This window comes from Saccharothrix longispora (assembly GCF_030852425.1).
Classification (GTDB): Bacteria; Actinomycetota; Actinomycetes; order Mycobacteriales; family Pseudonocardiaceae; genus Actinosynnema; species Actinosynnema longispora.
Genome location: NZ_NSDM01000001.1, coordinates 263,485 through 289,337, shown reverse-complemented (window position 1 = coordinate 289,337; position 25,853 = coordinate 263,485). Strand labels below are relative to the sequence as shown.

General features: G+C 73.0%; 33 protein-coding genes. 18 read left to right on the top strand and 15 right to left on the bottom strand.

What is annotated here, in order from left to right:
* Positions 1-3: 3 nt before the first annotated feature.
* Positions 4-1,545, top strand: coding sequence for a nucleotide-binding protein (locus tag CKY47_RS01515; protein ID WP_306743758.1), 1,542 nt, complete (start codon positions 4-6; stop codon positions 1,543-1,545).
* A 38-nt stretch (positions 1,546-1,583) separates the two neighbouring features.
* Here CKY47_RS01515 and CKY47_RS01510 read toward each other — a convergent pair whose 3' ends face one another.
* Positions 1,584-1,766: a hypothetical protein gene (locus tag CKY47_RS01510; protein WP_306743757.1), complete on the bottom strand. Its 183-nt coding sequence runs from the start codon at positions 1,764-1,766 to the stop codon at positions 1,584-1,586.
* A 52-nt stretch (positions 1,767-1,818) separates the two neighbouring features.
* Positions 1,819-2,028: a BldC family transcriptional regulator gene (locus tag CKY47_RS01505; protein WP_306744521.1), complete on the bottom strand. Its 210-nt coding sequence runs from the start codon at positions 2,026-2,028 to the stop codon at positions 1,819-1,821.
* A 157-nt stretch (positions 2,029-2,185) separates the two neighbouring features.
* Here CKY47_RS01505 and CKY47_RS01500 point away from each other — a divergent pair, with 157 nt between their 5' ends.
* Together CKY47_RS01500 and CKY47_RS01495 are read left to right on the top strand one after the other, a co-directional pair.
* Complete coding sequence (locus CKY47_RS01500) at positions 2,186-2,668, top strand: Lrp/AsnC family transcriptional regulator (RefSeq protein WP_306743756.1); 483 nt, start codon at positions 2,186-2,188, stop codon at positions 2,666-2,668.
* A gap of 11 nt (positions 2,669-2,679) precedes the next feature.
* The gene (locus CKY47_RS01495) at positions 2,680-2,949 is read left to right on the top strand and encodes a DUF4229 domain-containing protein (protein WP_306743755.1); all 270 of its coding nucleotides are present in this window, start codon (positions 2,680-2,682) and stop codon (positions 2,947-2,949) included.
* Between the two features lie 24 nt (positions 2,950-2,973).
* On the opposite strand, the gene CKY47_RS01490 is transcribed toward CKY47_RS01495, so the two are convergent.
* Positions 2,974-3,270, bottom strand: a complete 297-nt coding sequence (locus CKY47_RS01490) for a hypothetical protein (RefSeq protein WP_306743754.1) — start codon at positions 3,268-3,270, stop codon at positions 2,974-2,976.
* Entirely contained in the window at positions 3,270-3,575 is a 306-nt protein-coding gene (locus tag CKY47_RS01485) for a PadR family transcriptional regulator (RefSeq protein ID WP_306743753.1), read from the bottom strand. The genes CKY47_RS01490 and CKY47_RS01485 overlap by 1 nt, the downstream gene beginning before the upstream one ends.
* Before the next feature lie 127 nt (positions 3,576-3,702).
* Between CKY47_RS01485 and CKY47_RS01480 the strand changes: the two genes are divergently transcribed.
* Positions 3,703-4,872, top strand: a complete 1,170-nt coding sequence (locus CKY47_RS01480) for a S1 family peptidase (protein WP_306743752.1) — start codon at positions 3,703-3,705, stop codon at positions 4,870-4,872.
* 35 nt (positions 4,873-4,907) lie between these two features.
* Here the strand turns inward: CKY47_RS01480 and CKY47_RS01475 are convergent, their stop codons facing one another.
* Positions 4,908-5,903: an ADP-ribosylglycohydrolase family protein gene (locus CKY47_RS01475; RefSeq protein ID WP_306743751.1), complete on the bottom strand. Its 996-nt coding sequence runs from the start codon at positions 5,901-5,903 to the stop codon at positions 4,908-4,910.
* A 23-nt stretch (positions 5,904-5,926) separates the two neighbouring features.
* On the opposite strand from CKY47_RS01475, the gene cds1 reads away from it, so the two are divergent.
* Positions 5,927-7,021: an L-cysteine desulfhydrase Cds1 gene (gene cds1 / locus CKY47_RS01470; protein WP_306743750.1), complete on the top strand. Its 1,095-nt coding sequence runs from the start codon at positions 5,927-5,929 to the stop codon at positions 7,019-7,021.
* 103 nt (positions 7,022-7,124) lie between these two features.
* Entirely contained in the window at positions 7,125-7,523 is a 399-nt protein-coding gene (locus CKY47_RS01465) for a hypothetical protein (RefSeq protein WP_306743749.1), read from the top strand.
* A gap of 12 nt (positions 7,524-7,535) precedes the next feature.
* Here the strand turns inward: CKY47_RS01465 and CKY47_RS01460 are convergent, their stop codons facing one another.
* The 4 genes from CKY47_RS01460 to CKY47_RS01445 form a co-directional block, all read right to left on the bottom strand.
* Positions 7,536-8,408 carry a 1,4-dihydroxy-2-naphthoate polyprenyltransferase gene (locus CKY47_RS01460; protein ID WP_306743748.1) on the bottom strand — a complete coding sequence of 291 codons (873 nt, stop codon included), beginning with the start codon at positions 8,406-8,408 and terminating at the stop codon, positions 7,536-7,538.
* A gap of 55 nt (positions 8,409-8,463) precedes the next feature.
* A complete protein-coding gene (locus CKY47_RS01455) occupies positions 8,464-9,669 on the bottom strand; it encodes a DUF8814 domain-containing protein (RefSeq protein ID WP_306743747.1) in 1,206 nt (401 codons plus the stop codon).
* A gap of 126 nt (positions 9,670-9,795) precedes the next feature.
* Complete coding sequence (menE, locus tag CKY47_RS01450; protein ID WP_306743746.1) at positions 9,796-10,923, bottom strand: o-succinylbenzoate--CoA ligase; 1,128 nt, start codon at positions 10,921-10,923, stop codon at positions 9,796-9,798.
* 4 nt (positions 10,924-10,927) lie between these two features.
* Positions 10,928-11,839, bottom strand: coding sequence for a 1,4-dihydroxy-2-naphthoyl-CoA synthase (locus CKY47_RS01445; RefSeq protein ID WP_306743745.1), 912 nt, complete (start codon positions 11,837-11,839; stop codon positions 10,928-10,930).
* A gap of 162 nt (positions 11,840-12,001) precedes the next feature.
* Between CKY47_RS01445 and menD the strand changes: the two genes are divergently transcribed.
* Both menD and CKY47_RS01435 read left to right on the top strand, forming a co-directional pair.
* Positions 12,002-13,630: a 2-succinyl-5-enolpyruvyl-6-hydroxy-3-cyclohexene-1-carboxylic-acid synthase gene (menD, locus tag CKY47_RS01440; protein ID WP_306743744.1), complete on the top strand. Its 1,629-nt coding sequence runs from the start codon at positions 12,002-12,004 to the stop codon at positions 13,628-13,630.
* 56 nt (positions 13,631-13,686) lie between these two features.
* Positions 13,687-15,189 carry a M1 family metallopeptidase gene (locus CKY47_RS01435; RefSeq protein ID WP_306743743.1) on the top strand — a complete coding sequence of 501 codons (1,503 nt, stop codon included), beginning with the start codon at positions 13,687-13,689 and terminating at the stop codon, positions 15,187-15,189.
* Between the two features lie 70 nt (positions 15,190-15,259).
* Here the strand turns inward: CKY47_RS01435 and CKY47_RS01430 are convergent, their stop codons facing one another.
* The 4 genes from CKY47_RS01430 to CKY47_RS01415 form a co-directional block, all read right to left on the bottom strand.
* Positions 15,260-15,598, bottom strand: a complete 339-nt coding sequence (locus CKY47_RS01430) for a hypothetical protein (protein ID WP_306743742.1) — start codon at positions 15,596-15,598, stop codon at positions 15,260-15,262.
* Positions 15,577-15,984, bottom strand: a complete 408-nt coding sequence (locus tag CKY47_RS01425; RefSeq protein WP_306743741.1) for an Imm1 family immunity protein — start codon at positions 15,982-15,984, stop codon at positions 15,577-15,579. Before CKY47_RS01425 ends, CKY47_RS01430 begins: the two co-directional genes overlap by 22 nt.
* Positions 15,972-16,769, bottom strand: coding sequence for a DddA-like double-stranded DNA deaminase toxin (locus tag CKY47_RS01420; RefSeq protein ID WP_306743740.1), 798 nt, complete (start codon positions 16,767-16,769; stop codon positions 15,972-15,974). Before CKY47_RS01420 ends, CKY47_RS01425 begins: the two co-directional genes overlap by 13 nt.
* A gap of 125 nt (positions 16,770-16,894) precedes the next feature.
* Positions 16,895-17,101 carry a hypothetical protein gene (locus CKY47_RS01415; protein WP_306743739.1) on the bottom strand — a complete coding sequence of 69 codons (207 nt, stop codon included), beginning with the start codon at positions 17,099-17,101 and terminating at the stop codon, positions 16,895-16,897.
* A 125-nt stretch (positions 17,102-17,226) separates the two neighbouring features.
* Between CKY47_RS01415 and CKY47_RS01410 the strand changes: the two genes are divergently transcribed.
* Both CKY47_RS01410 and CKY47_RS01405 read left to right on the top strand, forming a co-directional pair.
* A complete protein-coding gene (locus CKY47_RS01410; RefSeq protein WP_306743738.1) occupies positions 17,227-18,099 on the top strand; it encodes a helix-turn-helix domain-containing protein in 873 nt (290 codons plus the stop codon).
* Entirely contained in the window at positions 18,096-18,275 is a 180-nt protein-coding gene (locus tag CKY47_RS01405) for a DUF397 domain-containing protein (RefSeq protein ID WP_306743737.1), read from the top strand. Before CKY47_RS01410 ends, CKY47_RS01405 begins: the two co-directional genes overlap by 4 nt.
* A gap of 12 nt (positions 18,276-18,287) precedes the next feature.
* On the opposite strand, the gene CKY47_RS01400 is transcribed toward CKY47_RS01405, so the two are convergent.
* Positions 18,288-19,517: an isochorismate synthase gene (locus CKY47_RS01400; RefSeq protein ID WP_306743736.1), complete on the bottom strand. Its 1,230-nt coding sequence runs from the start codon at positions 19,515-19,517 to the stop codon at positions 18,288-18,290.
* 12 nt (positions 19,518-19,529) lie between these two features.
* Between CKY47_RS01400 and CKY47_RS01395 the strand changes: the two genes are divergently transcribed.
* Genes CKY47_RS01395 through CKY47_RS01360 form a run of 8 tightly spaced genes read left to right on the top strand, consistent with a single transcriptional unit; the run spans position 19,530 to position 24,902 of the window.
* Positions 19,530-20,015 (top strand): DUF3592 domain-containing protein, encoded by a 486-nt coding sequence (locus CKY47_RS01395; RefSeq protein ID WP_306743735.1) that lies wholly within the window; start codon positions 19,530-19,532, stop codon positions 20,013-20,015.
* Between the two features lie 42 nt (positions 20,016-20,057).
* On the top strand, positions 20,058-20,990 hold the full coding sequence (gene paaA / locus CKY47_RS01390; protein ID WP_306743734.1) for a 1,2-phenylacetyl-CoA epoxidase subunit PaaA: 933 nt from the start codon (positions 20,058-20,060) through the stop codon (positions 20,988-20,990).
* Positions 20,987-21,274 carry a 1,2-phenylacetyl-CoA epoxidase subunit PaaB gene (paaB, locus tag CKY47_RS01385; protein WP_306743733.1) on the top strand — a complete coding sequence of 96 codons (288 nt, stop codon included), beginning with the start codon at positions 20,987-20,989 and terminating at the stop codon, positions 21,272-21,274. The genes paaA and paaB overlap by 4 nt, the downstream gene beginning before the upstream one ends.
* Positions 21,271-22,161 carry a 1,2-phenylacetyl-CoA epoxidase subunit PaaC gene (gene paaC, locus CKY47_RS01380; RefSeq protein ID WP_306743732.1) on the top strand — a complete coding sequence of 297 codons (891 nt, stop codon included), beginning with the start codon at positions 21,271-21,273 and terminating at the stop codon, positions 22,159-22,161. The genes paaB and paaC overlap by 4 nt, the downstream gene beginning before the upstream one ends.
* A gap of 5 nt (positions 22,162-22,166) precedes the next feature.
* The gene (gene paaD / locus CKY47_RS01375; protein ID WP_306743731.1) at positions 22,167-22,661 is read left to right on the top strand and encodes a 1,2-phenylacetyl-CoA epoxidase subunit PaaD; all 495 of its coding nucleotides are present in this window, start codon (positions 22,167-22,169) and stop codon (positions 22,659-22,661) included.
* Positions 22,662-23,720: a 1,2-phenylacetyl-CoA epoxidase subunit PaaE gene (gene paaE, locus CKY47_RS01370; RefSeq protein WP_306743729.1), complete on the top strand. Its 1,059-nt coding sequence runs from the start codon at positions 22,662-22,664 to the stop codon at positions 23,718-23,720.
* An 18-nt stretch (positions 23,721-23,738) separates the two neighbouring features.
* The gene (locus tag CKY47_RS01365; RefSeq protein WP_306743727.1) at positions 23,739-24,359 is read left to right on the top strand and encodes a hypothetical protein; all 621 of its coding nucleotides are present in this window, start codon (positions 23,739-23,741) and stop codon (positions 24,357-24,359) included.
* A gap of 42 nt (positions 24,360-24,401) precedes the next feature.
* Positions 24,402-24,902 carry a hypothetical protein gene (locus CKY47_RS01360; RefSeq protein WP_306743726.1) on the top strand — a complete coding sequence of 167 codons (501 nt, stop codon included), beginning with the start codon at positions 24,402-24,404 and terminating at the stop codon, positions 24,900-24,902.
* Between the two features lie 73 nt (positions 24,903-24,975).
* Here CKY47_RS01360 and CKY47_RS01355 read toward each other — a convergent pair whose 3' ends face one another.
* Positions 24,976-25,800, bottom strand: coding sequence for an inositol monophosphatase family protein (locus tag CKY47_RS01355; protein WP_306743725.1), 825 nt, complete (start codon positions 25,798-25,800; stop codon positions 24,976-24,978).
* Positions 25,801-25,853 lie beyond the last annotated feature (53 nt).

Below are 25,853 nucleotides of genomic sequence, written 5' to 3'. Positions count from 1 at the left end.
GCGGTGACCGGTCGCTACGAGAATCCTGAGCCGTCGTGGCAGCCGCCGGCCGGCGCGGAGGGGCAGCAGCCCACCCCAGCCCAGCAGCCCAATTCAGCCCAGCACGCCAATTCGGCCCAGCAGCCCGGTTCGGCCCAGCAGCCCAACCCGCCGCAGTGGCCCGAGCCGCAGCAGTCGGACCAGTCCCACCCCGAGCCGCAGTACGTCGAGCCGAAGACGGTCTACATCGACCCGTCCCAATCGGGTCCGGTGCAGTCGGGTCCGGTGCAGTCGGGCCCCGTGACGGGGCCGCCGTCGGGCGGGTTCCCGGCACAGGGCCAGCAGTCGGGCCCGTACCAGGTGTCGGGTGGTCCTTCGGGTGCGTACCAGGTGCCGCCGGGGCAGCAGTCCGGCGCGTACCAGGTCTCCGGTGGTCCTTCGGGTGCGTACCAGGTGCCGCCGGGGCAGCAGTCCGGCGCGTACCAGGTCTCCGGTGGTCCTTCGGGTGCGTACCAGGTGCCGCCCGGCCAGCAGTCCGGTCCGTACCAGGTGCCGGGCCAGCAGTACCAGGGCCAGTACCAGGGCGGGTTCCCCAACAACTTCCCGCAGAGCGTCGCGCCCCCGCAGCCGCCGAAGCCCCAGCAGGCCAACGCCAACGAGGTCACCTCGCAGCAGTTGATCAAGCGGGCGAAGCGACCGCCGCAGTCGGGCTGGCGCAAGACCCTCCACTCGATGACCGGCGGCCTGGTCAACCTGGGCGAGAGCCCGGCCGACCTGCGCCGGCGCGAGTTGATCGGCCGCATCAACCAGCCCTTGCGCGGCTGCTACAAGATCGCGATGCTGAGCCTGAAGGGTGGCGTCGGCAAGACCACGACGACGACCACGCTCGGCTCCACGTTCTCGTCGCTGCGCGGTGACCGGGTCATCGCGGTGGACGCCAACCCGGACCGCGGCACGCTGGCGCTGAAGGTGCCGAGGGAGACCACGGCGACCGTGCGGCACCTGCTGCGCGACGCGTCCCGCATCACCCGGTACAGCGATGTGCGCGCCTACACGTCCCAGTCGCCGAGCCGGCTGGAGATCCTCGCGTCCGAGCAGGACCCGGCGGTGTCCGAGGCGTTCAGCGACGAGGACTACCTGCGCACGGTCGCGCTGCTGGAGCTGTTCTACAACATCGTGCTGACGGACTGCGGCACCGGCCTGATGCACTCGGCCATGAAGGGCGTGCTCGACCAGGCCGACTCGCTGGTGCTCGTCTCGTCCGGTTCGGTGGACGGCGCGCAGACCTCGGCGGCCACGCTCGACTGGCTGGACGCGCACGGGTACCGCGACCTGGTCGCGAAGTCCGTCGCGGTGATCAACTCGGTGCGGCCGGGCTCGGGGAAGGTCGACCTGGACAAGCTGGCCGCCCACTTCGCCCAGCGCTGCCGCGCCGTGGTGCGCATCCCGTTCGACCAGCACCTGGAGGAGGGCGCCGAGATCGAGCTGGACAAGCTCGCCCCGGACACCCGGCTCGCGCTGCTGGAGCTCGCCGCCACCGTCGCGGACGACTTCCCGAACAACTAGGACGCGGTGCGGGGGCCCGTCAGGAGGCCCCCGCACCGTCATTCCTCTTCTTCCGGCTTCTTCTTCTTGCGCTGCTCACCGAGCTTGCGCAGGAAGTCCGGGTCGTCGTCGGGCGCGATGATCCGGCGGCTGGGGGCGGTATCGACCCGGTCAGGTCCGAACGAGCGCCACAGCAGCACGGCGATCGTGATCGCACCGACCACCGCGAGCAGGTACAGCATGGTCGCCACCTCCTTTGCCACGAGATTACCCGCGTCGCGGAGGTGTACGGCCTCAGTGCCGGACGGGTTCGGTCGCCTCGGTCGTGAGCTGCGACAACAGCTCCTGGACCTCGGACTCGCGGAACCGGCGGTGCCCGCCGGGCGTGCGGATGGAACCGATGCGGCCGGCGGTGGCCCACCGGGTCACCGTCTTGGGGTCGACACGGAACAGGTTGGCGACCTCACCCGGTGTGAGCAGTCGTTCCCCCGCGTGTGCTGTCACGGTCACGGTGATCCTCCCCGGTGGCGAACAGACGTACCGGACGCATCGTGGCATCCCACCCTTCGGGTACTCGAACGCTTGGGTGATGGTAAAGAGGTAGCAAAGGGACGAAGCGTGCGGTTCGGACATCCCCGCGGGTGGCCCTAGGCTGTGACCGGTGGACGCTCTTGATCGCCAGATCATCGCCGCTCTCCGGGTCAACGGTCGGGCCACCTACGCCGACCTCGGGCGCAAGGTCGGCCTGTCGGCCTCGGCCGTGCACGAGCGGGTCGGCAAGCTGGAAGCCACCGGCGTCATCGTCGGCTACCACGCGGTGGTCGACCCGAGCGCGGTCGGCCTGGGCGTCACCGCGCTCGTGAGCATCCACCCCACGGACACCGCGGACGACGACGAGCTCGCCGTCTCGCTGGCCGAGCTGGTCGAGGTCGAGTCCTGCTACCGGGTGGCGGGCGACGAGTCGTTCATCGTCAAGGTGCGGGTCGCGACCGTGGACGACCTGGAGCGCTCGCTGGGCCGGCTGCGCCGCATCCAGGGCGTGGCACGCACCCGCACGACGGTCGTGCTGTCCACCCGCTTCGAGGGCCGGCCGAACACCGACGAGGTCGGGGACCCGAGGACCGGCCCGGAGGCGGGCGCGTAGCCTGGGTAACCGTGCACCTGGGTCGTGATGTGACGCTCTACATCGGCGCGCGCCTGGGCATGGTCGCCGCGGTCACCGCGCTGCTCGTGCTCGCCAACGTGCCGCTGCTGGTGGCGCTGGCGGTGGGTGTCGTCGTGGCGCTGCCGCTCTCGCTGTTCGTGTTCAAGGGCCTGCGCACGCGGGTCGCGCAGGGGCTGGAGGCCAAGCAGGCCGTGCGCCGCGCCGAACGCGACCGGCTGCGCGCCGAGCTGCGCGGCGACACCGCCACGGGGCAGTCCTGAGCAGCGGGCCCCGGTGCGGCGGGCCTAGTACAGCAGGCCACCGCCGCCGAGGCCGACCAGCAGCAGCACGACCAGCGCCGCGCCGACGCCGCGGCTCTCCCGCAGCCGCAGGACCAGCACGATCACGGGTACCGGGACGGTGAGCGGCCCGCGTTCACGCCGGGCCACCCGGAGCGCGCCGAGGGCGACGCCGAGCGGGTGCAGCCCCACCTCCCGGGCGCCCTCCACGTCGGCCCGCCACTGCTCCGAGTAGCGCTCCCTGCGGCTGTGCGGCAGCAGCGCGGCGGCGGCCCGCACCCACGCCAGGGCAAGTCGGGTCATCAGGTGACCTCCGGTCTCGTCGGGTGGCCGGGGCGGGACCTGCGCGCGCACACCTTCACGGCCTCGCGCGCGCCGTCGGGCGTGAGCACGTAGACGCGTCTGCGCGGACCGCGGCGCTCGGCTTCGTCGTCCCAGGTCGAGGTGACCCAGCCGGCGCGTTCGAGGCGGTCGAGCAGGGGGTAGACGCTGCCGGACGGTCGTCCGGTCGCCTTGATGACCTCCAGGCCCCAGCGCGGCCGGTCGCTGTCGAGCAGCACACCGAGCACGTCGACGGTGGCCCGGCCGATCCTGCCGAGCGGTTCCACGCCCTTAATCTACATAGGTAGGCGAGAGCGCGTCCACCGTCTCGGCGGTACGGATCGGTTCCGTGGAAAGTACCTTTCTGTAGCGCTACTCCGTTATCTGCCTCCATCCTGCCGAAGGGGCTGTCCAGTGACCCGTTCCCGTGCACGTCGATTAGCCGGCGCGGCCGTCCTCTCGCTCGGACTCGTCGCGACCTCCCTGTCCGCGACGTCCGCGGCCGCCGCCGCCGATCCCGTCGCCGCCACCTCCGCCACCTCCGCACCGCGCGTCGCCGTCGGCATGTCGCTGGCGATGCAGCGCGACCTCGGCCTCACCGCCGAGGGCGTCCAGGCCAGGCTCGCCCAGGAGGAGCGGGCCCGCGCCGCCGAGACCGTCGCGCGCACGCTCTACGGCTCCTCCTACGCGGGCAGCTGGTTCGACCCGGCCACCGGCAAGCTCGCCGTGGCCGTCGCCGGGTCCGCCGCCACCGCGCCGACCGGCCTCGACGTCACCGTCGTGCCCGTCGCGCACACCCACGCCCAGCTCGACGCGGCCAAGACCGCCATCGACCGCCAGGCCGGCCGGTCCGCGCCGGCGGGCGTCAACAGCTGGTACGTCGACGTCAAGACCAACACCGTCGTCGTCTCGGTGAACCGCCACCGCGTCGACGACGCCGTGACGAAGTTCATCGAGGCCGCCAGGACCGCCCACCCCGCCGTGCGCGTGGTCGAGGAGGAGCACTCGCCCGTGACGAGGGCCGACGTCGTCGGCGGCTGGCCCTACTGGATCAACTACGGCGGTCGCTGCTCGGTCGGCTTCGCCGTGTACGGCGGTTTCGTCACGGCGGGCCACTGCGGCACGCCCGGTTCGTCGGCCAGCGACCAGGCGGGCGCGCTGCTCGGCCACTTCGCGGGCTCGACGTTCCCCTACTACGACTACGCCTGGGTGCGGGCGAGCGCCGGCGTGAACCTCCACGGGTACATGGAGGGCTACGACGGCTACTGGTACTACGTGCGCGGGTCGTCGCAGGTGCCGGTCGGCTCGGGCGTGTGCCGCTCCGGCTCCACCACCGGGATGTGGTGCAACTACATCCTCGGGCGCGGCCAGACCGTGAACTACCCGCAGGGCGTCGTCTACGGCCTGACCCGCACGAACGTGTGCGCGGAGCCGGGCGACTCGGGCGGCTCGTGGCTGAGCGCCAACCAGGCGCAGGGCGTGACGTCGGGCGGTTCGGGCAACTGCTCGTCCGGCGGCACGACCTACTACCAGGAGGTCAACCCGATCCTGTCGGCCTACGGGCTGTCGCTGATCCTGACCTGACCGGTCCCGACCCGGTCCCCGCCCCGGGGGCCGGGTCAGGCCCGCCCGAACAGCTCCACCGCCTCGCCGGCCAGGCGGTCCACCACGTGCTCCAGCTCCAGCGCCTCCAGCCAGTGCCGCGGGATCGCGTCCACGCCGTCCCGCGCGCCGAGCAGGTTCCCGCACAGCGCGCCGGTCGAGTCGCTGTCACCCGAGTGGTTGACCGCGAGCAGCAGCCCGTCGCCGAGGTCCCGCGCGGCGAGCGCGGTGAGCACCGCGATGGCCAGCGCCTCCTCGCCCACCCAGCCGCCGCCGAGCGTCGTCTCGATCACCTCCGGCGTCGGCCGCACGCCCTTCGCGCCCATCTCCACGGCCAGGTCCAGCAGCGCCAACTGCTCCTGGTGGCCGTCCCACCGGACCAGCTCGGCGCGCGCCACCCCGATCGCGGGCAGCAGCGCGAGCCCCGCCAGCACCTGCTGCACGAGCACCGCGAGCACGCCCGCCGACAGGTAGCCGCTCGCGTGCCCGTGGGTCAGCGCGCCGGTCGCCGCGGCCAGCCCGAACACCTCGCGCACGTCGTCCGACCACAGCGCCACCGGTGCGGCGCGCATGACGGCGCCGCAGCCCTTGGAGTCGTTGATCGGGTCGTCGACCGTGCCCAGCACCCGCGAGCGCAGCGCGGTCAGGCACGTGTTGCCCGGCGCGCGCACCTCGTGCAGCCCGCGCACGCCCAACAGCCAACCGTCCTCGGGCACCTCCGGGCCGCCCTGGGTGCGCAGCCACCGCCCGTAGGCCGCCCGCACCTCGTGCACCGGGTCGCTGCCCCGCCGCCGCGCCAGGACCAGCCCCTCCAGCGTGAACAGGGTCATCTGGGTGTCGTCGGTGATCGCGCCGAGCCTGCCGTAGGCGGGCGCGTAGTCGGTGAGGCCGGACGGGCCGAACCGGTCCCGGACGCGGTCGATCCGGTCGAACTCGATCGAGCCGCCGAGCGCGTCGCCGACGGCGCCGGCGAGGAGGCTGCCGCGGAAAGAGCTGCTCAGGAGTGAGGTCACGCCGCAGAAGTTATCGTGCCGGCGTGAGTACTTCGGTAGATCGATGTTCCCCCCGCACCCGCGAGTGGGTGTGCGAGGCCGTCCGCATCATCGAGGCGGACGCCAACCGCAGCGCCGACACCCACCTGCTGCGCTTCCCCCTGCCCCCGGAGTGGGGGATCGACCTGTACCTGAAGGACGAGTCGACCCACCCCACGGGCTCGCTCAAGCACCGCCTCGCGCGGTCGCTGTTCCTCTACGCCATCTGCAACGGCTGGGTCGTCGGCGGCACGCCCGTGATCGAGGCGTCGTCCGGCTCCACGGCGGTGTCCGAGGCGTACTTCGCGGGACTGCTCGGCCTGCCGTTCATCGCCGTCATGCCCCGCTCGACCAGCCCGGAGAAGATCGCGCTGATCGAGCGGCAGGGCGGCCGGTGCCACTTCGTGGACGAGCCGAGCGCGATCTACGACGAGTCCCGCCGGCTCGCGACCGAGCTGGGCGGGCACTTCATGGACCAGTTCACGCACGCCGAGCGGGCCACCGACTGGCGGGGCAACAACAACATCGCCGAGTCGGTGTTCCAGCAGATGGAGCTGGAGGCCGCGCCCGAGCCCGAGTGGGTCGTGGTCGGCGCGGGCACCGGCGGCACGAGCGCCACCATCGGCCGCTACGTCCACTACCGGAAGCTGCGGACGCGGCTCGCCGTCGTGGACCCCGAGCACTCGGTGTTCTTCGACGCGTGGCGCGACGGCGACCCCTCGCTGACCTCGGCGCGGGGCTCGCGGATCGAGGGCATCGGCCGGCCGCGCGTCGAGCCGTCGTTCATCGGGCAGGTCATCGACCGCATGGTGAAGGTGCCCGACGCGGCGTCGATCGCGACGATCCGGCGCGTCGAGGACGTCCTCGGGCGGCGCGTCGGCGGCTCGACCGGCACCAACCTGTGGGGCGCGTTCCAGCTGGTCGCGGAGATGCGCATGTCCCGGCAGCGGGGCAGCGTGGTGACCCTGCTGTGCGACGGCGGCGAGCGGTACGCGAACACGTACTACTCGGACGAGTGGGTCGCGGCGCAGGGCATGGACCTCGCCCCGCACCTGAAGACGCTCGACGAGTTCCTGACCACGGGCGCCTGGACGACCTGACGCGCCCGTTTGCTCGTGCACGTTTGTGGGAGCGGGGTGGAACGCGCGGCGGGTGCCGCGCGTCGCAGCGGGATCGGCGGCGTGTGTCGGAGAGGGGCGAGCGGTGGGCGCTTGGCGGACAGCGGACGTGCTGACGGCCGAGGACGTGCTGACGAGGTCGGTCGCCGACGCCGACCGGGCGATCCGGGAGGCGGCGAAGCTGCGCTACCCGCAGCGCGAGCCGTCCGCGGACGACGTGCGGCGGGTGATGCAGTACGCCAAGTCGAACGAGGCGTCACCCGAGCTGCGGGCGCTCCAGCGGCGCATCGCCGGCGGCTACCTGAGCTGGCGGCAGGTGCTGCTGGGCGAGGCCGCCGACGACCGGGGCGTGAAGGCGGCCCTGGAGGCGGACCGGGCCGCCCTCTCCGCCCTGTGCCGGGGCGAGGAGCCGCGCGTCGTCGCCCCCGAGCCCGCGCCCCGCGACGACGACGAGCCGCTGTCGTTCACCGAGGACGCCTGGTAGCCGGTCGGCCCGTCAGCCGAGGACGAGCGCCGCGGGCACCGCGATGCCCCACACGAGCATCGCCAGGCCCGTGTCGCGCAGCACCGGGACCAGGTCGCGGCCCGTCGCGCCCTTGAGGACGCGGCGGGCGCCCAGCAGGGCGAGGGGCAGGGCGAGGAAGCCCACCAGGGACAGCGGGACGCGCAGGCCGATCGCCAGGGTGATGACGAACGGGATCGTCACCAGCGCCAGGTAGAGGATGCGCGAGTCCCGGTCGCCGAGGGTCGTCGACAGCGTCCGCTTGCCCGCCCGCAGGTCCGTGGGGATGTCGCGCAGGCTGTTGGCGACCATCACGCCGGTGGAGAACGCGCCCATCGCGACCGCGCCGCCGATGCCGATGCCGGTGACCTCGCCGGTCTGCACGTACAGCGTGCCGAGCACCGCCGCCGGGCCGAAGAACAGGAAGACGGCCAGCTCGCCCAGGCCCGAGTACCCGTACGGCTTGCGCCCGCCGGTGTAGAACCACGCGGCGGCGATGCACACCGCGCCGAACGCGATCATCCACCAGCGGCCGGACAGCGCGACCAGCACGAGGCCCACGACGGCGGCGAGGCCCAGCGCCGCGAACGCCGCCGCGCGCACCGCCCCCGGGTCGGCCGCGCCCGAGCCGACCAGGCGGAACGGGCCGACGCGGTCGGCGTCCGTGCCCCGGATGCCGTCCGAGTAGTCGTTGGCGTAGTTGACGCCCACCTGGAGCGCCACCGACACCACCAGCGCCAGCACCGCCAGGGTCGCGTCGAAGCCGTCGACGTGGTGCGCGGCGCCCGCGCCGACCAGGACCGGTGCGATCGAGTTCGGCAGCGTGCGGGGGCGGGTCCCCGAGACCCACTGGGCGACTGTGGCCATGCCGGACATCCTCCGACATGGTGAACGGGGACCCGCTTCCGGGTGGTTCCCGCCGTCAGCAGGCGGTCGCGCCCGAGACGCCCGACACGTAGGCGCGGGCGACGAACTTGCCCGACGCGATCCGGTACCAGAGGTTCGACGTGCCCTGCGTGCCCGTCACGGACTGGCCGGTGACCTGGCACTCGACGCGGACCTGCGCGTAGTTCGCGGCGATGCCCACCTGCGAGGCCGTCGAGGTGGCGCCGCCGCGGACGTTCACCGTGCCGTTCTGGGCCTCGGTGCGGACGAACCCGGCCGGGCCGGACCCGGTCCACTGGTAGGTGACGGTGACCCACGCGTTGTCGGTCAGCTTCAGGCCGTCCCAGAAGGTGCCGTCGGCCAGGTCGATGCCCGCCGGGTTGGCGACCGTGCGGCCGAACTGGTCCTTGCCGCCGTTGTAGCCGTTCTCGTAGGCGGCCTGGGCCTCCGGCCTGCCCTGGGGCAGGTCCTTCCACATCTCGCGGGTGGCCGACGGGTTCCAGTAGTCGTCCTTGGTGTTCCACGGGCCGACGTCCCACACCGGGGCCCACTCGCAGCGGCCGTTCGACGCGCACACCCGCACGCTGTAGGTGCCGGTGCCCTTGGCGCTCAGGCCCCGGCGGGACGGCAGCGCGACGAAGTGGTCGCGCGACACGATCACGTGGCCGTTCGCGGTGGTGCCGCCGACGAGGCCCTCGCGCGTGGCGTACACCCGGTAGGACAGGCCGGCGGCCTCGGCCGCGACGCCGTCGGTCCTCGCGGGCGCGCTGAACGCCCGCAGGTCGAGCCGCCGGACCTCCGGCGTGGCCTTCTCGGCGGTCAGCGCGACGCGCACCTGCACGGTCCCGACGGCCCGCGGCAGGACGGCCGGCGCGTCGGGGCGGGCCTCGACCCACTCGGTCCACCGGTCGCCGCCGAGCGCGCCGCGCACGTCGACCGCCACCTCGGCGCCGGCCGGGACGGTGCTCTCGACGGTCGCGGCCACGGCGTTGGCCGGTGCGCCCAGGTCGTGCGGTTCGAGCAGGAGGAACCCGGTGCGCACGGCGGCCCGCGCGCTGGCGGGCGTCGGCGCGGCCCGGTCGAGGCGTATGGCGCCGTCGTGCGCGCCGACCCCGGTGTCGTCGGCGTCGACGGTGGTCAGGTCGGCTCGCCACTCGGCGTCACCGGCGGCTGCGGCGGGTGCCGCCAGCCCTGCGGTGAGGACGGTGGCGAGGGCGAGCGGGAACAGGTAGCGCCTGGTCATCGCAGCACTCCTCGTCCGGACACGCGGTGCGGTGGGACCGCGGCAGGGCCGCGCGTCACGGCCTGCCGAGCCAATCGCCCGGAAGGGTTACCTGTCAACCAATCGTGAACCGACTTCGCAAGAAAGTCACTCGAAGGAGTTCGCGACCGCCCGGCGATCGACCTTCCCGGGGCCGCGCAGGGGCAGTTCGCGCACGAAGACCACCCGCTTCGGGATCGCGAACCGGCCGACCGCCTCCCCGACCGCCGCGCGCAGCGCCGCCTCGTCCGGTGGGTTCCCGAAATCCTCCGGGACCACCGCGGCCGCCACCACGTGCCCCCATTCGGGGTCGGCGAGCGGCACCGCGCACGCCTCGCGCACCCCCGCCTGCGCGGCGAGCGCCCGCTCCACCCGGAGCGGGGCGATCTTCTCGCCGCCGCTGATGATCACGTCGTCGGCCCGGCCGAGGACCTCCAGCGTGCCGTCGGGCCGGACGCGCCCCAGGTCACCGGTGCGGAACCACTCGCCGAACGGCTCACCGCCCTGGTAGCCGAGCGCCAGCACCGGTCCCCGGACCTCGATCCGGCCGTCGACCAGTCGCACGTGGACGCCGTCGAGCGGCAGCCCGTCGTAGACGCACCCGCCGGACGTCTCGCTCATGCCGTAGGTGGTGACCACGCGGACGCCCAGCCGACGTGCCCGCTCCAGCAGCGCGTGCGGCGTGGCGGCCCCGCCGAGCAGCACGGCGTCGAACTGCCGCAGCGCCGCCAGCCCGGGGCCCTCGGTGGCCACGAGCCGACCCAGCTGGGTCGGGACCAGCGCCGTGTAGCGCCGTCCGGGCGAGGCCAGGACGGCCTGCGCGGCGGTGGCGAACCCGGACGCCCGGAAGCCGCCGGAGAGGTCCGTCACGCCCGGCTCGGTGCCGGCCACGACCGAGCGCACGAGCACCTGGATGCCCGCGATGTGCGTGGTGGGCAGCGCGAGCAGCCACGTGCCCGGCCCGCCGAGCCGCTCGTGCGTCAACCGGGCCGAGGTGACCAACGCCTCGGCGGACAGCAGGACGACCTTGGGCGTCCCGGTGGACCCGGACGTGCCCACCGCCACCGCGGCCCCGGTCTCCCAGCCGCGGAGGGCGGGCAGCGGTCCGCCCTCGGGCTGGGCCACCAGCGGCAGCCCGACGTCGTCCGGGGTGTCGGCGGGGGAGTGCGGGGCGGTCGGGGCCGGGGCGGTGAGGGCAGGGGCGAGCGCGGCCCGGAGTGCCGTGAGGGTGATCATCGGCTCAGTAGTGGTAGGGGTAGTCGGACCAGTCGGGCTCCCGCTTCTCCAGGAAGGCGTCACGGCCCTCCACGGCTTCGTCGGTCATGTAGGCCAGGCGGGTCGTCTCGCCCGCGAAGAGCTGCTGACCCACCAGGCCGTCGTCGATCAGGTTGAACGCGTACTTCAGCATCCGCTGCGCGGTCGGGGACTTGCCGTTGATCTCCGCCGCCCACTCCAGCGCCGTCGCCTCCAGCTCGGCGTGCGGCACCACGGCGTTGACGGCGCCCATCCGGTGCATGTCGTCGGCGCTGTAGGTGCGCCCCAGGAAGAAGATCTCCCGGGCGAACTTCTGGCCGACCTGCCGTGCCAGGTACGCCGAGCCGTAGCCGCCGTCGAAGCTGCCCACGTCCGCGTCCGTCTGCTTGAACTTCGCCTGCTCGGCGCTCGCCAGCGTGAGGTCGCACACCACGTGCAGGCTGTGCCCGCCACCGGCCGCCCACCCCGGCACGACCGCGATCACGACCTTCGGCATGAACCGGATCAGGCGCTGGCACTCCAGGATGTGCAGCCGGCCCGCCCGCGCCGGGTCGACGGTGTCGGCCGTCTCACCCGAGGCGTACTGGTAGCCGCTGCGCCCGCGGATGCGCTGGTCGCCGCCCGAGCAGAACGCCCACCCGCCGTCACGGGGGGACGGCCCGTTGCCGGTCAGCAGCACGCAGCCGACGTCCGAGCTCATCCGCGCGTGGTCCAGCGCGCGGTACAGCTCGTCGACCGTGTGCGGGCGGAACGCGTTGCGCACCTCCGGCCGGTTGAACGCGATGCGCACCGTGCCCTGGTCGACCGCGCGGTGGTAGGTGATGTCGGTGAAGTCGAAGCCCTCGACCCGCTTCCAGCGGGTGGGGTCGAACAGCTCGGAAACGTCCTGATCTGCCACGCCAGGGACAATAAGCCCGAGCCGGAGCTGAGAACGGGACCGCCCTGCGGCGTGGACGGGTGGCGGGGAGCGCCTGGTAGCGGGTCATGTCCCCAGTATTCGAACGTCTGTTCGACTCGGCAAGGGGGGTCACCCCATCGTGCACTGGGGGACAATGTCCAGGTGAACCCGTCCACCGCGCAGGCCAGGGTGCTCGTCGACGAGCTGATCCGCAACGACGTCCGGCACGTCGTGCTGAGCCCCGGATCGCGCAACGCACCGCTGTCGTTCGCCCTCCACGAGGCGGCGGTGGCCGGGCGGATCACCCTCCACGTGCGCGTCGACGAGCGCACGGCCGGCTTCCTCGCCCTGGGCCTGGCCCGCGGCGACGGTCGCCCGGTGGCCGTGACCTGCACCTCCGGCACGGCGGTGGCCAACCTGCACCCGGCGGTGCTGGAGGCGCGGCACGCGAACGTCCCCGTCATCGCGCTCACCGCCGACCGCCCGGTCGAGCTGTACCGCACGGGCGCCAGCCAGACCGTGGACCAGCAGCGGGTGTTCGGCCTGGACACCCTCCAGTTCCCCGTCGCCGAGCGCCGCACCGGCCAGAACGGCCTCTGGCGCTCCCTGGTCTGCCGCGTCGTCGCCACGGCCCGCGAGCAGGGCCCGGTGCACCTCAACGTGCCGTTCCGCGACCCGCTGGTGCCCGACGGCGACGACGACTGGCCCGAGGACCTCGACGGCCGCCCGTTCGACGTCCCGTGGACCCGCGTCGCCGAGCGCGCCACCACCTCCCTGCACAGCGCCGACCACCTCGGCCCGCGCACCCTCGTGGTCGTCGGCGACACCGACCTCGACATCACCGACCTCGCCGAGCGCGCGGGCTGGCCGGTCGTCGCCGAACCCACCGAGAGCACCGGCCTCGCCCTGCGCCACGGCTCGCTGCTGCTCAACTCCGACCTCCCCGCGCACCTGGAGCCGCAGGCCCTGGTCGTGGTGGGCCGCCCCACCCTGACCAGGGGTGTGCTGAAGCTCATCGCCCGCACCCCCGTCGTGCACGTGCTCAGCCGCGACCTCGACTGGCCGGACCCCCAGTTCACCGCCACGCACACCTCGACCGGCCTGGTGCTGGGCGAGCACGAGGTGGACCACGACTGGCTCACCTCGTGGCAGCACGCCGACAAGGCGGTGTCCGACGTGGTGGACGACCTGCTCGCGGGGCAGCCGTGGCCGACCGGCCTGCACGTGGCCCGCGACGTGGTGGCGGCGCTGCCGGCGGGCGCGAACCTGTTCCTCGGCTCGTCGAACCCGGTCCGCGACGTCGACCTGGTCGCCGCGCCCCGCCCGGACGTGACCACGTTCGCCAACCGCGGCGTGGCGGGCATCGACGGCAGCGTCTCCACGGCCGCCGGCCTCGCGCTGACCGCCGGCCCGACGGTCGCGCTGATCGGCGACCTGACGTTCCTGCACGACGCCAACGGCCTGCTCATCGGCCCCGGCGAGCCCCGGCCGGACCTGACCGTCGTGGTGCTCAACGACGACGGCGGCGGCATCTTCGCGCTGCTGGAGCAGGGCGCGCCGGAGCACGCGACGACGTTCGAGCGGGTCTTCGGCACGCCCCACGGCGTCGACCTCGCGGCCCTGTGCGCGGCGCACCACGTGCCCCACGTGCGGGCGCTGGACGCCGACCACCTGCGGCGCGAACTGGGCCGTCCGGACGGGATCAAAGTCGTCGAAATCCGTGCGGAGCGGAAGGGGTTGCGCACTTTGCACGCGCGGTTGAAGGCCGCCGTGTCAACGGCGTTCCACTAGCCGGACCCTACGTACGGGGGTATGCCGCCCCCCACGCCGGGGATAGCTTGCCGGGCATGTCCCTGAGAGCGAAGCTGACCCTCGGTACCGCCACCGCGGCGTCCCTGCTGCTGCTCGCCGGCACGGCGACGGCGGCGCAACCGGGAGCACCGGGGATCGGCGACCCGTACTACCCGAATGCGGGCAACGGCGGGTACGACGTTTCCCACTACGACATCAGGCTCAACTACCAGCCGGCGAACGACAACCTTTCCGGCACCACGACGATCCTGGCCAGGACCACCCAGGACCTCACCCGGTTCAACCTGGACTTCCTGCTGAAGGCGAGTTCGGTCCGGATCAACAACAAGGTCGCGCGGTTCACGCAGGCGGGCGGCGAACTCGTGGTCGACCCGCGCGCCACCCTGCGCGCGGGCACCGCCCTGACGATCGTGGTCACCTACTCCGACGTGCCGTCGAGCCACGCGGTGGACGGCTACACGTCGTGGAAGCGGACCCCGGACGGCGCGCTCGCGATCGACCAGCCGGACATCGCGCCGTGGTGGTTCCCGAGCAACAACCACCCGACCGACAAGGCCACGTTCGACGTGTCGGTGGCCGTGCCGAGCGGTGTCGAGGTCATCTCCAACGGCACGTTCGGCGGCACGACCCAGCAGATCAACGGCTGGACCCGCTGGCGCTACCGCAGCGCCCAGCCGCAGGCCACCTACCTGGCGTTCGTGGCGATCGGGCAGTTCGAGATCCGCCAGTCCACCGACGCCGCCGGCCGCCCGGTCCTCAACGCCTACTCGGAGCGCCTGGGCGCGGACTACAGCGCGTCGGTGGCGTCGATCGAGCGCACGCCCGAGGTGACCGAGTTCCTGGAGGAGTCCTTCGGGCCCTACCCGTTCGAGGCGCAGGGCGGCGTGGCGACGCCGGGCATCGGCTTCGCGCTGGAGAACCAGACCCGCTCGACCTACGACGCCGCGTTCTTCCGGCGCGGCTCGAACACCTACGTCGTCGCGCACGAGGTCGCGCACCAGTGGTTCGGCGACTCGGTGTCGGTGCGGCGCTGGCGGGACATCTGGCTGAACGAGGGCTTCGCCAGCTACGCCGAGTTCCTGTGGTCGGAGCACGTCGGCGAGGGCACGGCCCAGGAGAACGCCGACTACCTCTACTCCCTGTACCCGGCCGACGACCCGTTCTGGACGGTGCTGCCGGGCGACCCGGGCGCGGCGAACCAGTTCGACGGGGCCGTGTACGACCGGGGCGCGATGGCCGTGCACGCGCTGCGCGCCGAGATCGGCGACGAGGCGTTCTTCGGGCTGCTGAAGGAGTGGCTCGCCGAGCACCGCAACGGCGACGCGTCGATCGAGGACTTCGTCGCGCTCGCCGAGCAGGTGTCCGGCCGGCAGCTCGACGAGCTGTTCCGGATCTGGCTGTTCACCCCGGAGAAGCCGGCCGCCGCGCCGGGCTCGGCCGGTGGCGCGCAGGCCAGGACCGCTGTCGCCCCGGCGGAGCCGAAGTCGTACCGGAAGATCCGCGAGACGCGCGAGCTGCTCGCCGCCCACGACCACTGAACGTAGAACTCTCGGGTCCTGGGCGTTGGACTCTCGGGGCCGGCCCGGGTGGGCCGGCCCCGAGGGGGCGTCAGGAGGTCTCGCCCAGGCCGTTCACGACCTTGGTGGTGATCGCGGAGTAGCCGGTCACCGTGCCGGCGGGAATCCACGAGCCGGCCGCCTCGGCCGCCTCGGTCCGCTCACCGATGAAGTCGCCGGTGGCCGGGTCCACGATCAGCTCGCGGTGCTCCGTCCCGGTCTCGATGGTGACGGCCACGCCGGTGCGGCCGTCCAGGTTGGCGTTGCCGTCGGTCACGGTCACGCCGTCGAGCGTCGCCAGCGCCCGGTACAGCGCGGAGCGCAGGTCGGCGGGCACCAGGCCGGTGCGCAGCAGCTCCGGCCGAGTGGCTAGTTCCAGCTCGGCTGCCACTCGACTCCGGTCGGCCGTCGACCCCCGGTGCTCATGTACTCGTGGGCGGCCCGGCGTGCCTCGCCGAGCGGGATTTCCGAGTTCACCGGAAATTCCGTGTCCGACCCCGTGAAGTAGAGGGGCGGTTGCTCTGCCGTGTCCGAACCTTTGCTGATACAGGCGTCAGGGGCGTCGGACCCGGCGTAGCAGAGGACTCCCCGGCCGGTTCGGGCGTCCAGTCCCACGTCGAGAATCGCGTGTCCGGGGTCGCCGTGGATGAGCAGTTGGACGGTGATGGGTGCGTTCCAGTCGACGACGGTGTCCAGCACGGCATCCAGTTCGGCCGGGGTGTTGACGACCGTGGGCCCGGTGGCTTTCCGGTCGTACCAGGCATCTAGCGCCACCACGGACGGGCACCTCCTGTGTATCGCTTGCGGACGTGCTCACCTTGTTCGTCCGTGCCGTACACGGTGAGCGGCGCTCCTTCCGGGAGCAGGGCCGGCACGAGGGTGTCACACCCGAACGGACCGATGCGCGGCTCGTTGTTTATCAAGATCGTGGCGTGTCGGATTCCTTCGCGAACCATGCGCGTGGCCAGCTTGATCTCCACGTCCCCGGTCTTGGCCGACTTTCGCGGCATCCCCATGTCGCGTAGTCGCGCGTCGGCTTCACCGGCATCGTCGTCGCGGCCGCTGACGACCGGTTGAGCTGTGCCATCCGCGCCGATCCAGTAACCGCGCGTCTTCCGGCCTGTTCCAGCCACCACGGGCGGCGGCAGTTCACGCCGTAGTTGCTCTACGCGCTCGGTCGGGATGTCGAACGGGCCATCGGGTTCGGCTTGGCGGGCTGGAGCCTGTTGCGGTGACTGTGCCGTGGGTGGCTGCCTCGGACGCCGAGTCGCTGGTCCTGGGTTCCGGGAGCCCTCGACTGTCAGGTGGTCCGGGTAGCTCTCGGCGTCTTTCACGGCCTCGTTGAGCAGCGGCCACAGGTATCCCTTGCAGCCGTCCTTCACCGCCAGGAACGACGCCGGCATCGGGTCCACGTCTGGATCGGTGGAACCCTCCAGCGCCCGTGCCAACCCGTCGTGGGCTTCCCCGGCCAGGTCTTCCGCCCGTTCGAGCGCGGACCGCGCCTGCCTGCCCTTCTCGCACGCTGCCCTGACTCGCGCGGCCACCTCTCGGATCGACGCCACCCCCGTCCCCCTCCCGGGTGTGAGCGGGACGCGGGAACCGGAGGTCACGTCCGGCCCCTTCCGGTCTCATCCGGCCGCTGTGGATCGCGTCGACCGGCAGCGGGCCGACAACTCCTGAGACGCCGCTACTGCCCGCGCAGGCTCCGCAGCGCTTCCCCGCCGACGCGCAGCAGGTTCGCCAAGCCCTGCTCGGTCAGCGCCATCTCCAGTGCGGACGACCCCGCGCCGCCGAACCGGAACTGCGCCTCACCGTCGGCGACCTCGCAGGTGATGGGGCATTCGTCGGACACGGAAACCCAGGTCTCGGCACTGGTTCCCTCTGCGCTGATCATGTCGAGGACGATAAGGCGCAACTTCTGTTTTGCGCAGTCCCTCGGTCGGGTAGACCATCCGGCTCTGGTCGTGACGCGCCGTCCCAGCACACTGGAAGCCCGCGAACCACCCGGAGGCTTCGACCATGCGTGCTCGGCAGACCCTGGAGCGGCGACAGCTCGGCCTGTCGCTCAAGCGCCACCGGAGCCTGAAGGGCGCCTCGCAGGCCGAGGTGGGCGCGGCCATCGGCCGCAGCGACTCGCGGATCAGCAAGGTCGAGGACGGCACCGCGACGCTCGACGCCGACGAACTGGGGCGAGTGCTCGACTTCCTCGACGTGCCGGCCGACGAGCGCTCGACGGTCCTCGAACTCGGCGCCCGCGCCCGGAGGCGGCTGCCGCGCGGTGCCGCAGCCGCCCAGCCGTACACCGACACGCTCCCGGGCTCGTTCCAGCGGCTCGCGGACCTGGAGGCGGACGCCGTCGCGATCCACTGCTACGAACCGGGGCTGGTGCCGGGCCTCCTGCAGGCGCCCGGGTACACCCGCTCGGTGGTCTCCTCGTGCGACGGCGTGTTCTGGGAGTCGTCGGAGGTCGAGGTCGAGAACCGCTGCCTGTTCCGCCGACAGCGGCAGCGGACGACCCTGGGGGCGAGCGAACCCAAGAGGTTCGAATTCGTCTTCACCGAGGACGCGCTTGCCGGTGCCGATCGCGAGGTGCTGCGCGAACAACTCGAACACCTGCTCAAGCTCGTGGAGCAGCGCCCGGACATCACCGTGCAGGTGCTGCGACCGGGCGACATCCGCAACCCCGCGCCGAACGGCGGGGTGACCGTGCTGGACTTCGGGGGCACCGCGCCCAGCGTCGCCTTCACCCCGACCGTCTACGGGCCGTCGACCTACTTCGACGACGAAGCCGACGCGGCCGCGCTGCTGCGTGCCTTCCGAGCGGTCCAAGGGCTCGCCCGGGACCACGCGGCCTCCGTCGACCTCATCCGGCGAACACTGGAGGAACTGTGACCGAGCGCGACACCGGCTGGTTCACGAGCAGCCGCAGCAACGGCGGCGGCGACCAGTGCGTGGAGTGCCGCCTCCTCGCCGACCGCGTCGGCGTCCGCGACTCCAAGAACCCCGGTGGCGGGGCGCTCTGGGTGGGCACGGCGGCCTGGGAGGCGTTCCTCCGGCGGAACCGGTAGCCGGCGACCCGGTCAGCGGCCTTCGAGGGCCTCGCGGAACGGCAGCATCTTGGCGTGCGCCTCCCGCACCTCGCTGTCCGGGTCCGACTCGGCGACCAGCCCGCAGCCGGCGAACAGGCGGGCCGTGCGGCCGTCCACCCGCGCGCACCGCAGCGCGATGCCCAGCTCGCCGTTGCCCCGGCCGTCGACCCAGCCCACGGGACCCGCGTAGCGGCCCCGGTCCAGGCCCTCCAGCTCCTCGATCACCCGGAGCGCGTCGGCCCGGGGCGTGCCGCCGACCGCGGCCGTCGGGTGCAGGGCCTCGCCGAGCGAGAGCAGCGACGGCGTGCCGCTCAGCTCGCCGATCACGTCGCTGGACAGGTGCGAGACGTTCGGCAGCCGCAGCACGGAGGGACCGTCCACGGACATCGTCGCGCAGAACGGCCGCAGCGTGTCGACCAGCGACGCCACCGCGTACTCGTGCTCCTCGCGGTTCTTGCCCGAGGACAGCAGCGCGGCGGCCAGCTCGTCGTCGGACATCCCGTCGTGCGGCCACGTGGTGCCCGCCAGCACGCGCGAGTCGACCACGGACCCGGTGCGGCGCAGCAGCAGCTCGGGGGTCGCGCCGACCAGGCCGTCCACCGCGTACACCCAGCACTCGGGGTACCGCCCGGCCAGGCCCGCCAGCACGAACCGGTGGTCGATCGGCTCGTCCGCCACCGCCAGCAGGTCGTGCGCCAGCACCACCTTGTCCAGCTCGCCCGCCCGCATCCGCGTCACGGCGGCGCGCACGGCCTCGCGGTACCCGGTCGCGGACAGCTCGCCGTCGGCGTAGCGCACCCCCGTCGGCCGCCGCACGGGCCGCACGGCGCGGTGCCCCGGCTCGCCGATCGTCGTGGTCCAGGTGTGCCCGCCGCGCCGGCCGACGACGACCTCGGGCACCACGAGCACCGAGTGGCCGGGTCGGTCGGAGAACGCCATGCTCGCGAACGCCACGGGACCGCTGCCGGGCACACCCAGCTCGTCGTCCACGTCCAGCGCCGCGGTGAACTCGCGCCACCAGCGGTCGGCGGCGGCGAACCGGTCCGGGCCCGACGCCTCGAAGCGCGCCGCCTCGCCCCAGCCGACCAGGCCCTCGCCGTCGCGGACCCAGCTCAGCGCGCCGGTCGGCGAGGGCAGCCTGCCCAGGAGGTCGTCACCGGGCGTGTGCGCGGTGTGCACGCGCAGCCGCTGTCGTGTTCGCTGAGCAGGAGCCGATGTCACACCAACGAGGGTATGGAGTCACCCCTGAGATGCGGTGCGCACACCGCCCTAGACTCCTCAGGTGTGGTGGACGACGCAGTGCGGACGGGCGTTCGCCCGAAGGTCAAGCTCCTGGTCGTCCGGGCACTGCTGGTGCTCGGCTCGGTCGTGACGCTGATCGGGGTGATCCTGCTCGCGGCGTGCTGGCGCGACGACCTGATGATCGAGGAGCGGCTGGGCAAGGCCACCGCCGAGGTGGTCTCCGTCTCCTTCCAGCGCACGGTCGTGCGCTTCGCGACCCCGGACGGCGCGGTGCACAGCCCGTCGCAGGGCCTGCTCTACCCCGACGGCCTGGAGCCGGGCCAGCTGGTGCGCATCGAGTACGACACGGCCGACCCCGAGGTGGCCCGGGTCGCGGGCCGCACCGCCGTGCTCGCCCTGCTGCCCGTCGGCACGTTCCTGCTCGCCGTGTGGGCGGTGCTGTTGCCGCTGGTCTGGTGGGTGCGCCGGCGTTTGTGACAGTTCTCCTCAAAAACCGCGTTCAGGTGTAACATCGCCTCCATGGACCTGGAGGCGGAGTTCGAGCGCACCGTCGCGGCCGGTCAGCGCGTCGAACCACGCGACTGGATGCCCGACGGCTACCGCAAGACGCTGATCCGGCAGATCGCGCAGCACGCGCACTCCGAGATCATCGGCATGCAGCCGGAGGGGAACTGGATCAGCCGCGCGCCCTCGCTGCGCCGCAAGGCGATCCTGCTGGCCAAGGTCCAGGACGAGGCCGGGCACGGCCTCTACCTGTACGCGGCGACCGAGACGCTCGGCGCGGACCGCGGCGACCTGACCGAGAAGCTGGTCTCGGGCCGGCAGAAGTACTCCTCGATCTTCAACTACCCGACGCTGTCCTACGCCGACGTCGGCGTGATCGGGTGGCTCGTGGACGGCGCCGCCATCTGCAACCAGGTGCCGCTGTGCCGCACCTCGTACGGGCCGTACGCGCGGGCGATGATCCGCATCTGCAAGGAGGAGTCCTTCCACCAGCGGCAGGGCTACGAGCTGCTGATGACGATGATGCGCGGCACCGACGCGCAGCGCGCCATGGTCCAGGAGTCGGTCGACCGGTTCTGGTGGCCGTCGCTGATGATGTTCGGCCCGCCGGACGCGGAGAGCGCCAACACCGAGCGGTCGATGGCGTGGCGGATCAAGCGCAACACCAACGACGAGCTGCGGCAGAAGTTCGTCGACATGACCGTGCCGCAGGCCGAGAAGCTCGGCGTGACGCTGCCCGACCCCGAGCTGAAGTGGAACCCCGAGCGCGGCCACCACGACTTCGGCCAGCCCGACTGGGACGAGTTCTGGCAGGTCGTCGGCGGCAACGGACCGGCGAACAAGCAGCGCGTCGAGCACCGGCGACGGGCGCACGAGGACGGCGAGTGGGTGCGCGCGGCGGCCGAGGCCCACGCGGCCAAGAGGGCTGTCCGGGAGGACGTGGCATGAGCAGCTCGTCGTGGCCGCTGTGGGAGGTGTTCGTCCGCGGCAAGCGCGGGCTGAACCACGTGCACGTGGGCTCGCTGCACGCGCCGGACGCCGAGATGGCCGTCCGCAACGCGCGCGACGTCTACACCCGCCGCAACGAGGGCGTGTCCATCTGGGTGGTGCCCGCGGCGGCGATCACCGCGTCGTCGCCGGACGAGAAGGACCCGTTCTTCGAGCCCAGCGGCGACAAGGTGTACCGGCACCCGACGTTCTACGAGATCCCCGAGGACGTGCCGCACCTATGAGCTTCGACAACGCTTACGAGTCCCTGCTGGGCGAGGACGACGCGCACTGGGCGTTCGGCACCGGGTTCTCCGAGGCGCTGGCCGGCGTGGACCGCGAGGTGCCCGGGGGCGTCGACCGGGCCGACCTGGCCGCGTACTGCCTGATGCTCGGCGACGACGCCCTCGTGCTGTCCCAGCGGCTGGCCGAGTGGACCTCGCGCGCGCCGGAGCTGGAGGAGGACGTCGCCCTCGCCAACATCGCCCTCGACCTGCTCGGCCAGGCCCGGCTGCTGCTCACCCGGGCCGGCGAGGTCGAGGGCGCGGGGCGGGACGAGGACGCGCTGGCGTTCCTGCGCGACGAGCGGGACTTCCGCAACGTGCACCTGGCCGAGATCGAGTGCGGCCCGGTCGCCGGCGGCGACTTCGCGACCACGATCGCGCGGCTGCTGGTGTTCTCCTCGTGGAAGGTCGCGTCGTACTCGCGGCTGCGGGGGAGCGCGGACCCGGTGCTGGCGGCCGTCGCCGAGAAGGGCCTGAAGGAACTGGCCTACCACCGCGACCACGCCGCGCAGTGGACCGTGCGGCTCGGCGACGGGACCGACGAGTCCCACCGGCGGATGCGGGCCGGCCTGGAGCGGGTGTGGCCGTTCGTCGACGAGCTGTTCGCGCCGCACGCCGTGGAGCTGCGGCTGCCGGGGGTCGCGGTCGACCCGTCCGAGCTGCGGGCCGAGGTGGACGGGGTGCTGGACGCCGTCCTGCCGGCGGCCGGGCTGGAACGGCCGGCGGACGTGCCCGCGGCGCGGGTGAACGGGCGGGCCGGGCGCGACGGCGTGCACACCGAGGCCATGGGCTACCTGCTGGCCGAGATGCAGCACCTGCACCGGTCGCTGCCCGGCGCGGTCTGGTGATCGCGGTGACCACCGCGTACGACGTGGCGGCGCAGGTGCGCGACCCCGAGCTGCCGGTGCTGACGCTGGCCGACCTGGGCGTGCTGCGGGACGTGACCGAGGCGCCGGGCGGCCGGGTCTCGGTGACCATCACCCCCACCTACTCGGGGTGCCCCGCGCTCGACGAGATGGGTGCCGACCTGCGGCGTTCGCTGCTGGCGGCCGGGTACTCGGCGGTGGAGGTGCGGACCTCGCTGTCGCCCGCGTGGACCACCGACTGGATCAGCGAGGACGGGCTGCGCAAGCTGCGGGAGGCGGGCATCGCGCCGCCGTCCCGGCTGGGGCCGAAGGTCGCCGGACCGGTGCCGCTCAACCTGGTGCCGCCGTCCGCCCGCGTGGCGTGCCCGCGCTGCGGGTCGTTCCGCACGTCCGAGCTGTCCCGGTTCGGGTCCACGGCGTGCAAGGCGCTGCGGCGGTGCCTGGACTGCGCCGAGCCGTTCGAGCACGTGAAGGAGATCTGAGTGGCGCGGCCGGAGTTCCACAAGCTGACCGTGGCCTCGGTCGAGCGGCTCTGCTCGGACGCGGTGGCCGTGACGTTCGACGTGCCGGCCCCGCTGGCCGACCTGTTCGCGTTCCGCGCGGGCCAGTTCGTGACGCTGCGCAACGGCGACGAGCGCCGGTCGTACTCGATCTGCGCGGCCGTCGGGGCGCCGCTGCGCATCGGTGTGCGGCGGGTCGACGGCGGGCTCTTCTCGACGCTGCTGGTGGACCGCGTGCAGCCCGGTGACGTGCTGGAGGTGCTGCCGCCCGCCGGGAACTTCACCCCCGAGGACGTCATCCCCGGGGACTCCGCGGGCGCCCACCACGGCCTGGTCGTCGCCGGCTCGGGCATCACGCCCGCGCTGTCGATCGCCGCGTCCGTGCTGGCGGCCGGGGCGCGCGTGACGCTGCTGTACGGCAACCGGCGGGCCGACACGGTCATGTTCGGCGACGAGCTGGCCGACCTGAAGGACCGGTACCCGGCCCGGTTCCAGCTGGTGCACGTGCTGTCGCGGGAACCGAGGGACGTCGAGCTGTTCTCCGGCCGGCTGGACGCGGCGAAGCTGCGGGCGCTGTTCGGGACCGTCGTGCCGTGGGCCGACGTGGACGACTGGTGGCTGTGCGGGCCGTACGGGCTGGTGGCGGACGCGCGGTCGGTGCTGTCCTCGCTGGGCGTCCCGGACGGGCGCGTGCACCACGAGCTGTTCTACGTGGACGAGCCGCCACCGCCGCCGCTGCGCGCCGACGACGCCGCCGTGCGGGCCGCCGCGACGTGCACCGTCGTGCTGGACGGCCGGTCGACCGACGTGCCGCTGCCCGCCGGCGTCCCGATCCTCGACGCGGCCCAGCGGGTGCGCTCCGACCTGCCGTTCGCCTGCAAGGGCGGCGTGTGCGGGACGTGCCGGGCGCTGGTCGTGTCGGGCGAGGTGGAGATGCGCCGGAACTACGCCCTGGAACCGCGCGAGGTCGAGGCGGGATTCGTGCTCACCTGCCAGTCCGAGGCGCGGACCACGTCGATCACGGTCGATTTCGACGCCTGATCTGGCACATTGGTGCACATGGGACGGTCGGCGCTGTGGGGTCTGCTCATCGGCACGGTGCTGATGACCGCCCTGTTCATGTTCGGCATCGCCCTCCCGACGTCCGACGTCGACTCCGGCGTGAACGTCGCGGCGAGCCTCATCGCCTCGGGGATGATGGGCGTGGTGATGGGCGGCGTGCCGGGCACGCTGATCGGCCTGGTCGTCGGCGCGGTCCGCCGCCCGCGGCAAGCGCTCCCGCCGCCGCGGCCCCGGCAGCTCCCGCCGCCCCCGCCCCCGCCGCCGAACGACCGCTGGTCGGCGATGGTGGCGAGGTGCGAGCTGTCGGTCAGCCGGGTGCGCGCCGCCGTGAACACCATCCCGCCCTCCCCGGCCCGCCAGTGGTTCGAGCGGATCGCCGCCCAGTTCGACGCGGAACTCGCCGCCGTCCGCCGCATGGCCCACCTGGGCCGCGCGCTGGACGGCGGCCAGGACCACCCGGTGGCCCGACGCCTCGCGGCCGCCGTCCGCGACTTCACCGCGTTCGAGGACGAGGTGGGCCGCGTGGCACTGCGGATGTTCGACCAGCCGTCCCTCGAAGAGGCCCGCGTGCACCTCGAAGTGCTGGAGCAACAGCTGCCGCACCTCGGGAATGGTTAGACCGATCGCACGTGGCCACTGGTCCGTTGGAACCGCCGGATCATGTGGCACGCATTCCTCGACGGGTCCCGCCGCGGCCCGACCTGCCTGGTCGCGGTCGTCATCGCCCTCCCGCGCGACCTCGACCGCATCCGGACCGCCCTCCGCGCGAAGGTGGAACCCGGCCGGCGCCGCCTGCACTTCAAGGAAGGAGAGCGACGCGAGCACCCGAACGACCAGGTGGCCCGCCAGGCGTGCCTCATGGCGGCCGGACGGCACGTGCTCGACATCAGCGCGGCGCGACCGGTCCTGGAGAGCTGCGCCCACCAGGACGTCCTCGACCGGCGCACCTTGGCCGTGCTGAAGAAGAAGATCTTCCACCTCGACCACGAGCACTTCCGCCCGCACGAGGACCCGATGCTGTGGGCGAGCGACGCGATCGCCTGGTGCTACGGCGCGGGTGGCGAGTGGCGGCGTCGGGTGGCCTGCCTGCTGGAGGGCGTGCAGCGGGCGAACATCGCCCCGAACAGCGCGAAACCCGGCAACCGACCGTCCGGACGGTGAACCGGGTTCACTTCCGGGCCCTACTGGGCCCGACGCGACAACCAAGGCAGAGGCGCGCTCTGCGTCAAACGGCCTACCGGGTCATCGACGACCGCCACCACCCCAGGACCTCCTCCGCCACCTCCGGCACGGCGACGAGCAGGCCGTCCACCGGCAGGGACGCGTCCTCGCCCCGCCGGTCCAGCACGACGGCGCCCGACTCGACCGCCAGCGCCACCGCGCCCGCCACGTCCCACTCGTGGTAGCTGTGCAGGACCGCCGCCGCGGCGTGCCCCAGGGCCACCTGCGCCACCGCCAGCGCCTTCGAGCCCAGCACCCGCACGCCGGTGCCCGCGACCGCCGCGCGCGAGATGAACTCGCCCATCCCGGGCCACGGGCCGGTCCTCGTCATCTCCGTGCACACGATCGTGCTGACGGCCTGGTCGCCCAGCCGCACCGGCGTGCCGTTGGCCCTCATCCCGCGCCCCCGCGCGGCGGCGTAGATCTGCGCCCGGTACGGGTCGGCCACCACCCCCACGACCGGGCCCCAGCGGTCCACCAGGGCGAGGCTGTAGGCGCACCACGGCAGACCCGCCACGTAGTTCGCCGTGCCGTCCACCGGGTCCACGACCCACCGGAACGGGAGGTCCGCCGCGACGTCGGTGTCGGCGGCCTCGCAGAACACCGGGATGTCGGGGAACTCCGCCGTGAGCACGCGCCGGGTGTGGCGCTCCAGCGTGCGGTCGGTGTCGGTCACCCAGTCGAACGGCGACGCGTCCTCGTCCGGCCGCGCACCGCGCCCCGCCGTCGCCATGATGACGTCGGACGCGTCGTTGGCCAGGCGACCCGCCACCTCCAGCGCGATCGACACCAGTCCGGGATCGACGGGCTGGGCAGGTCGGGACGACAAGACGGTCATGCCGACCTAGTGTCACCGCAACGGGTGACCGCGGCGCGTACTCCAGGTGAAGC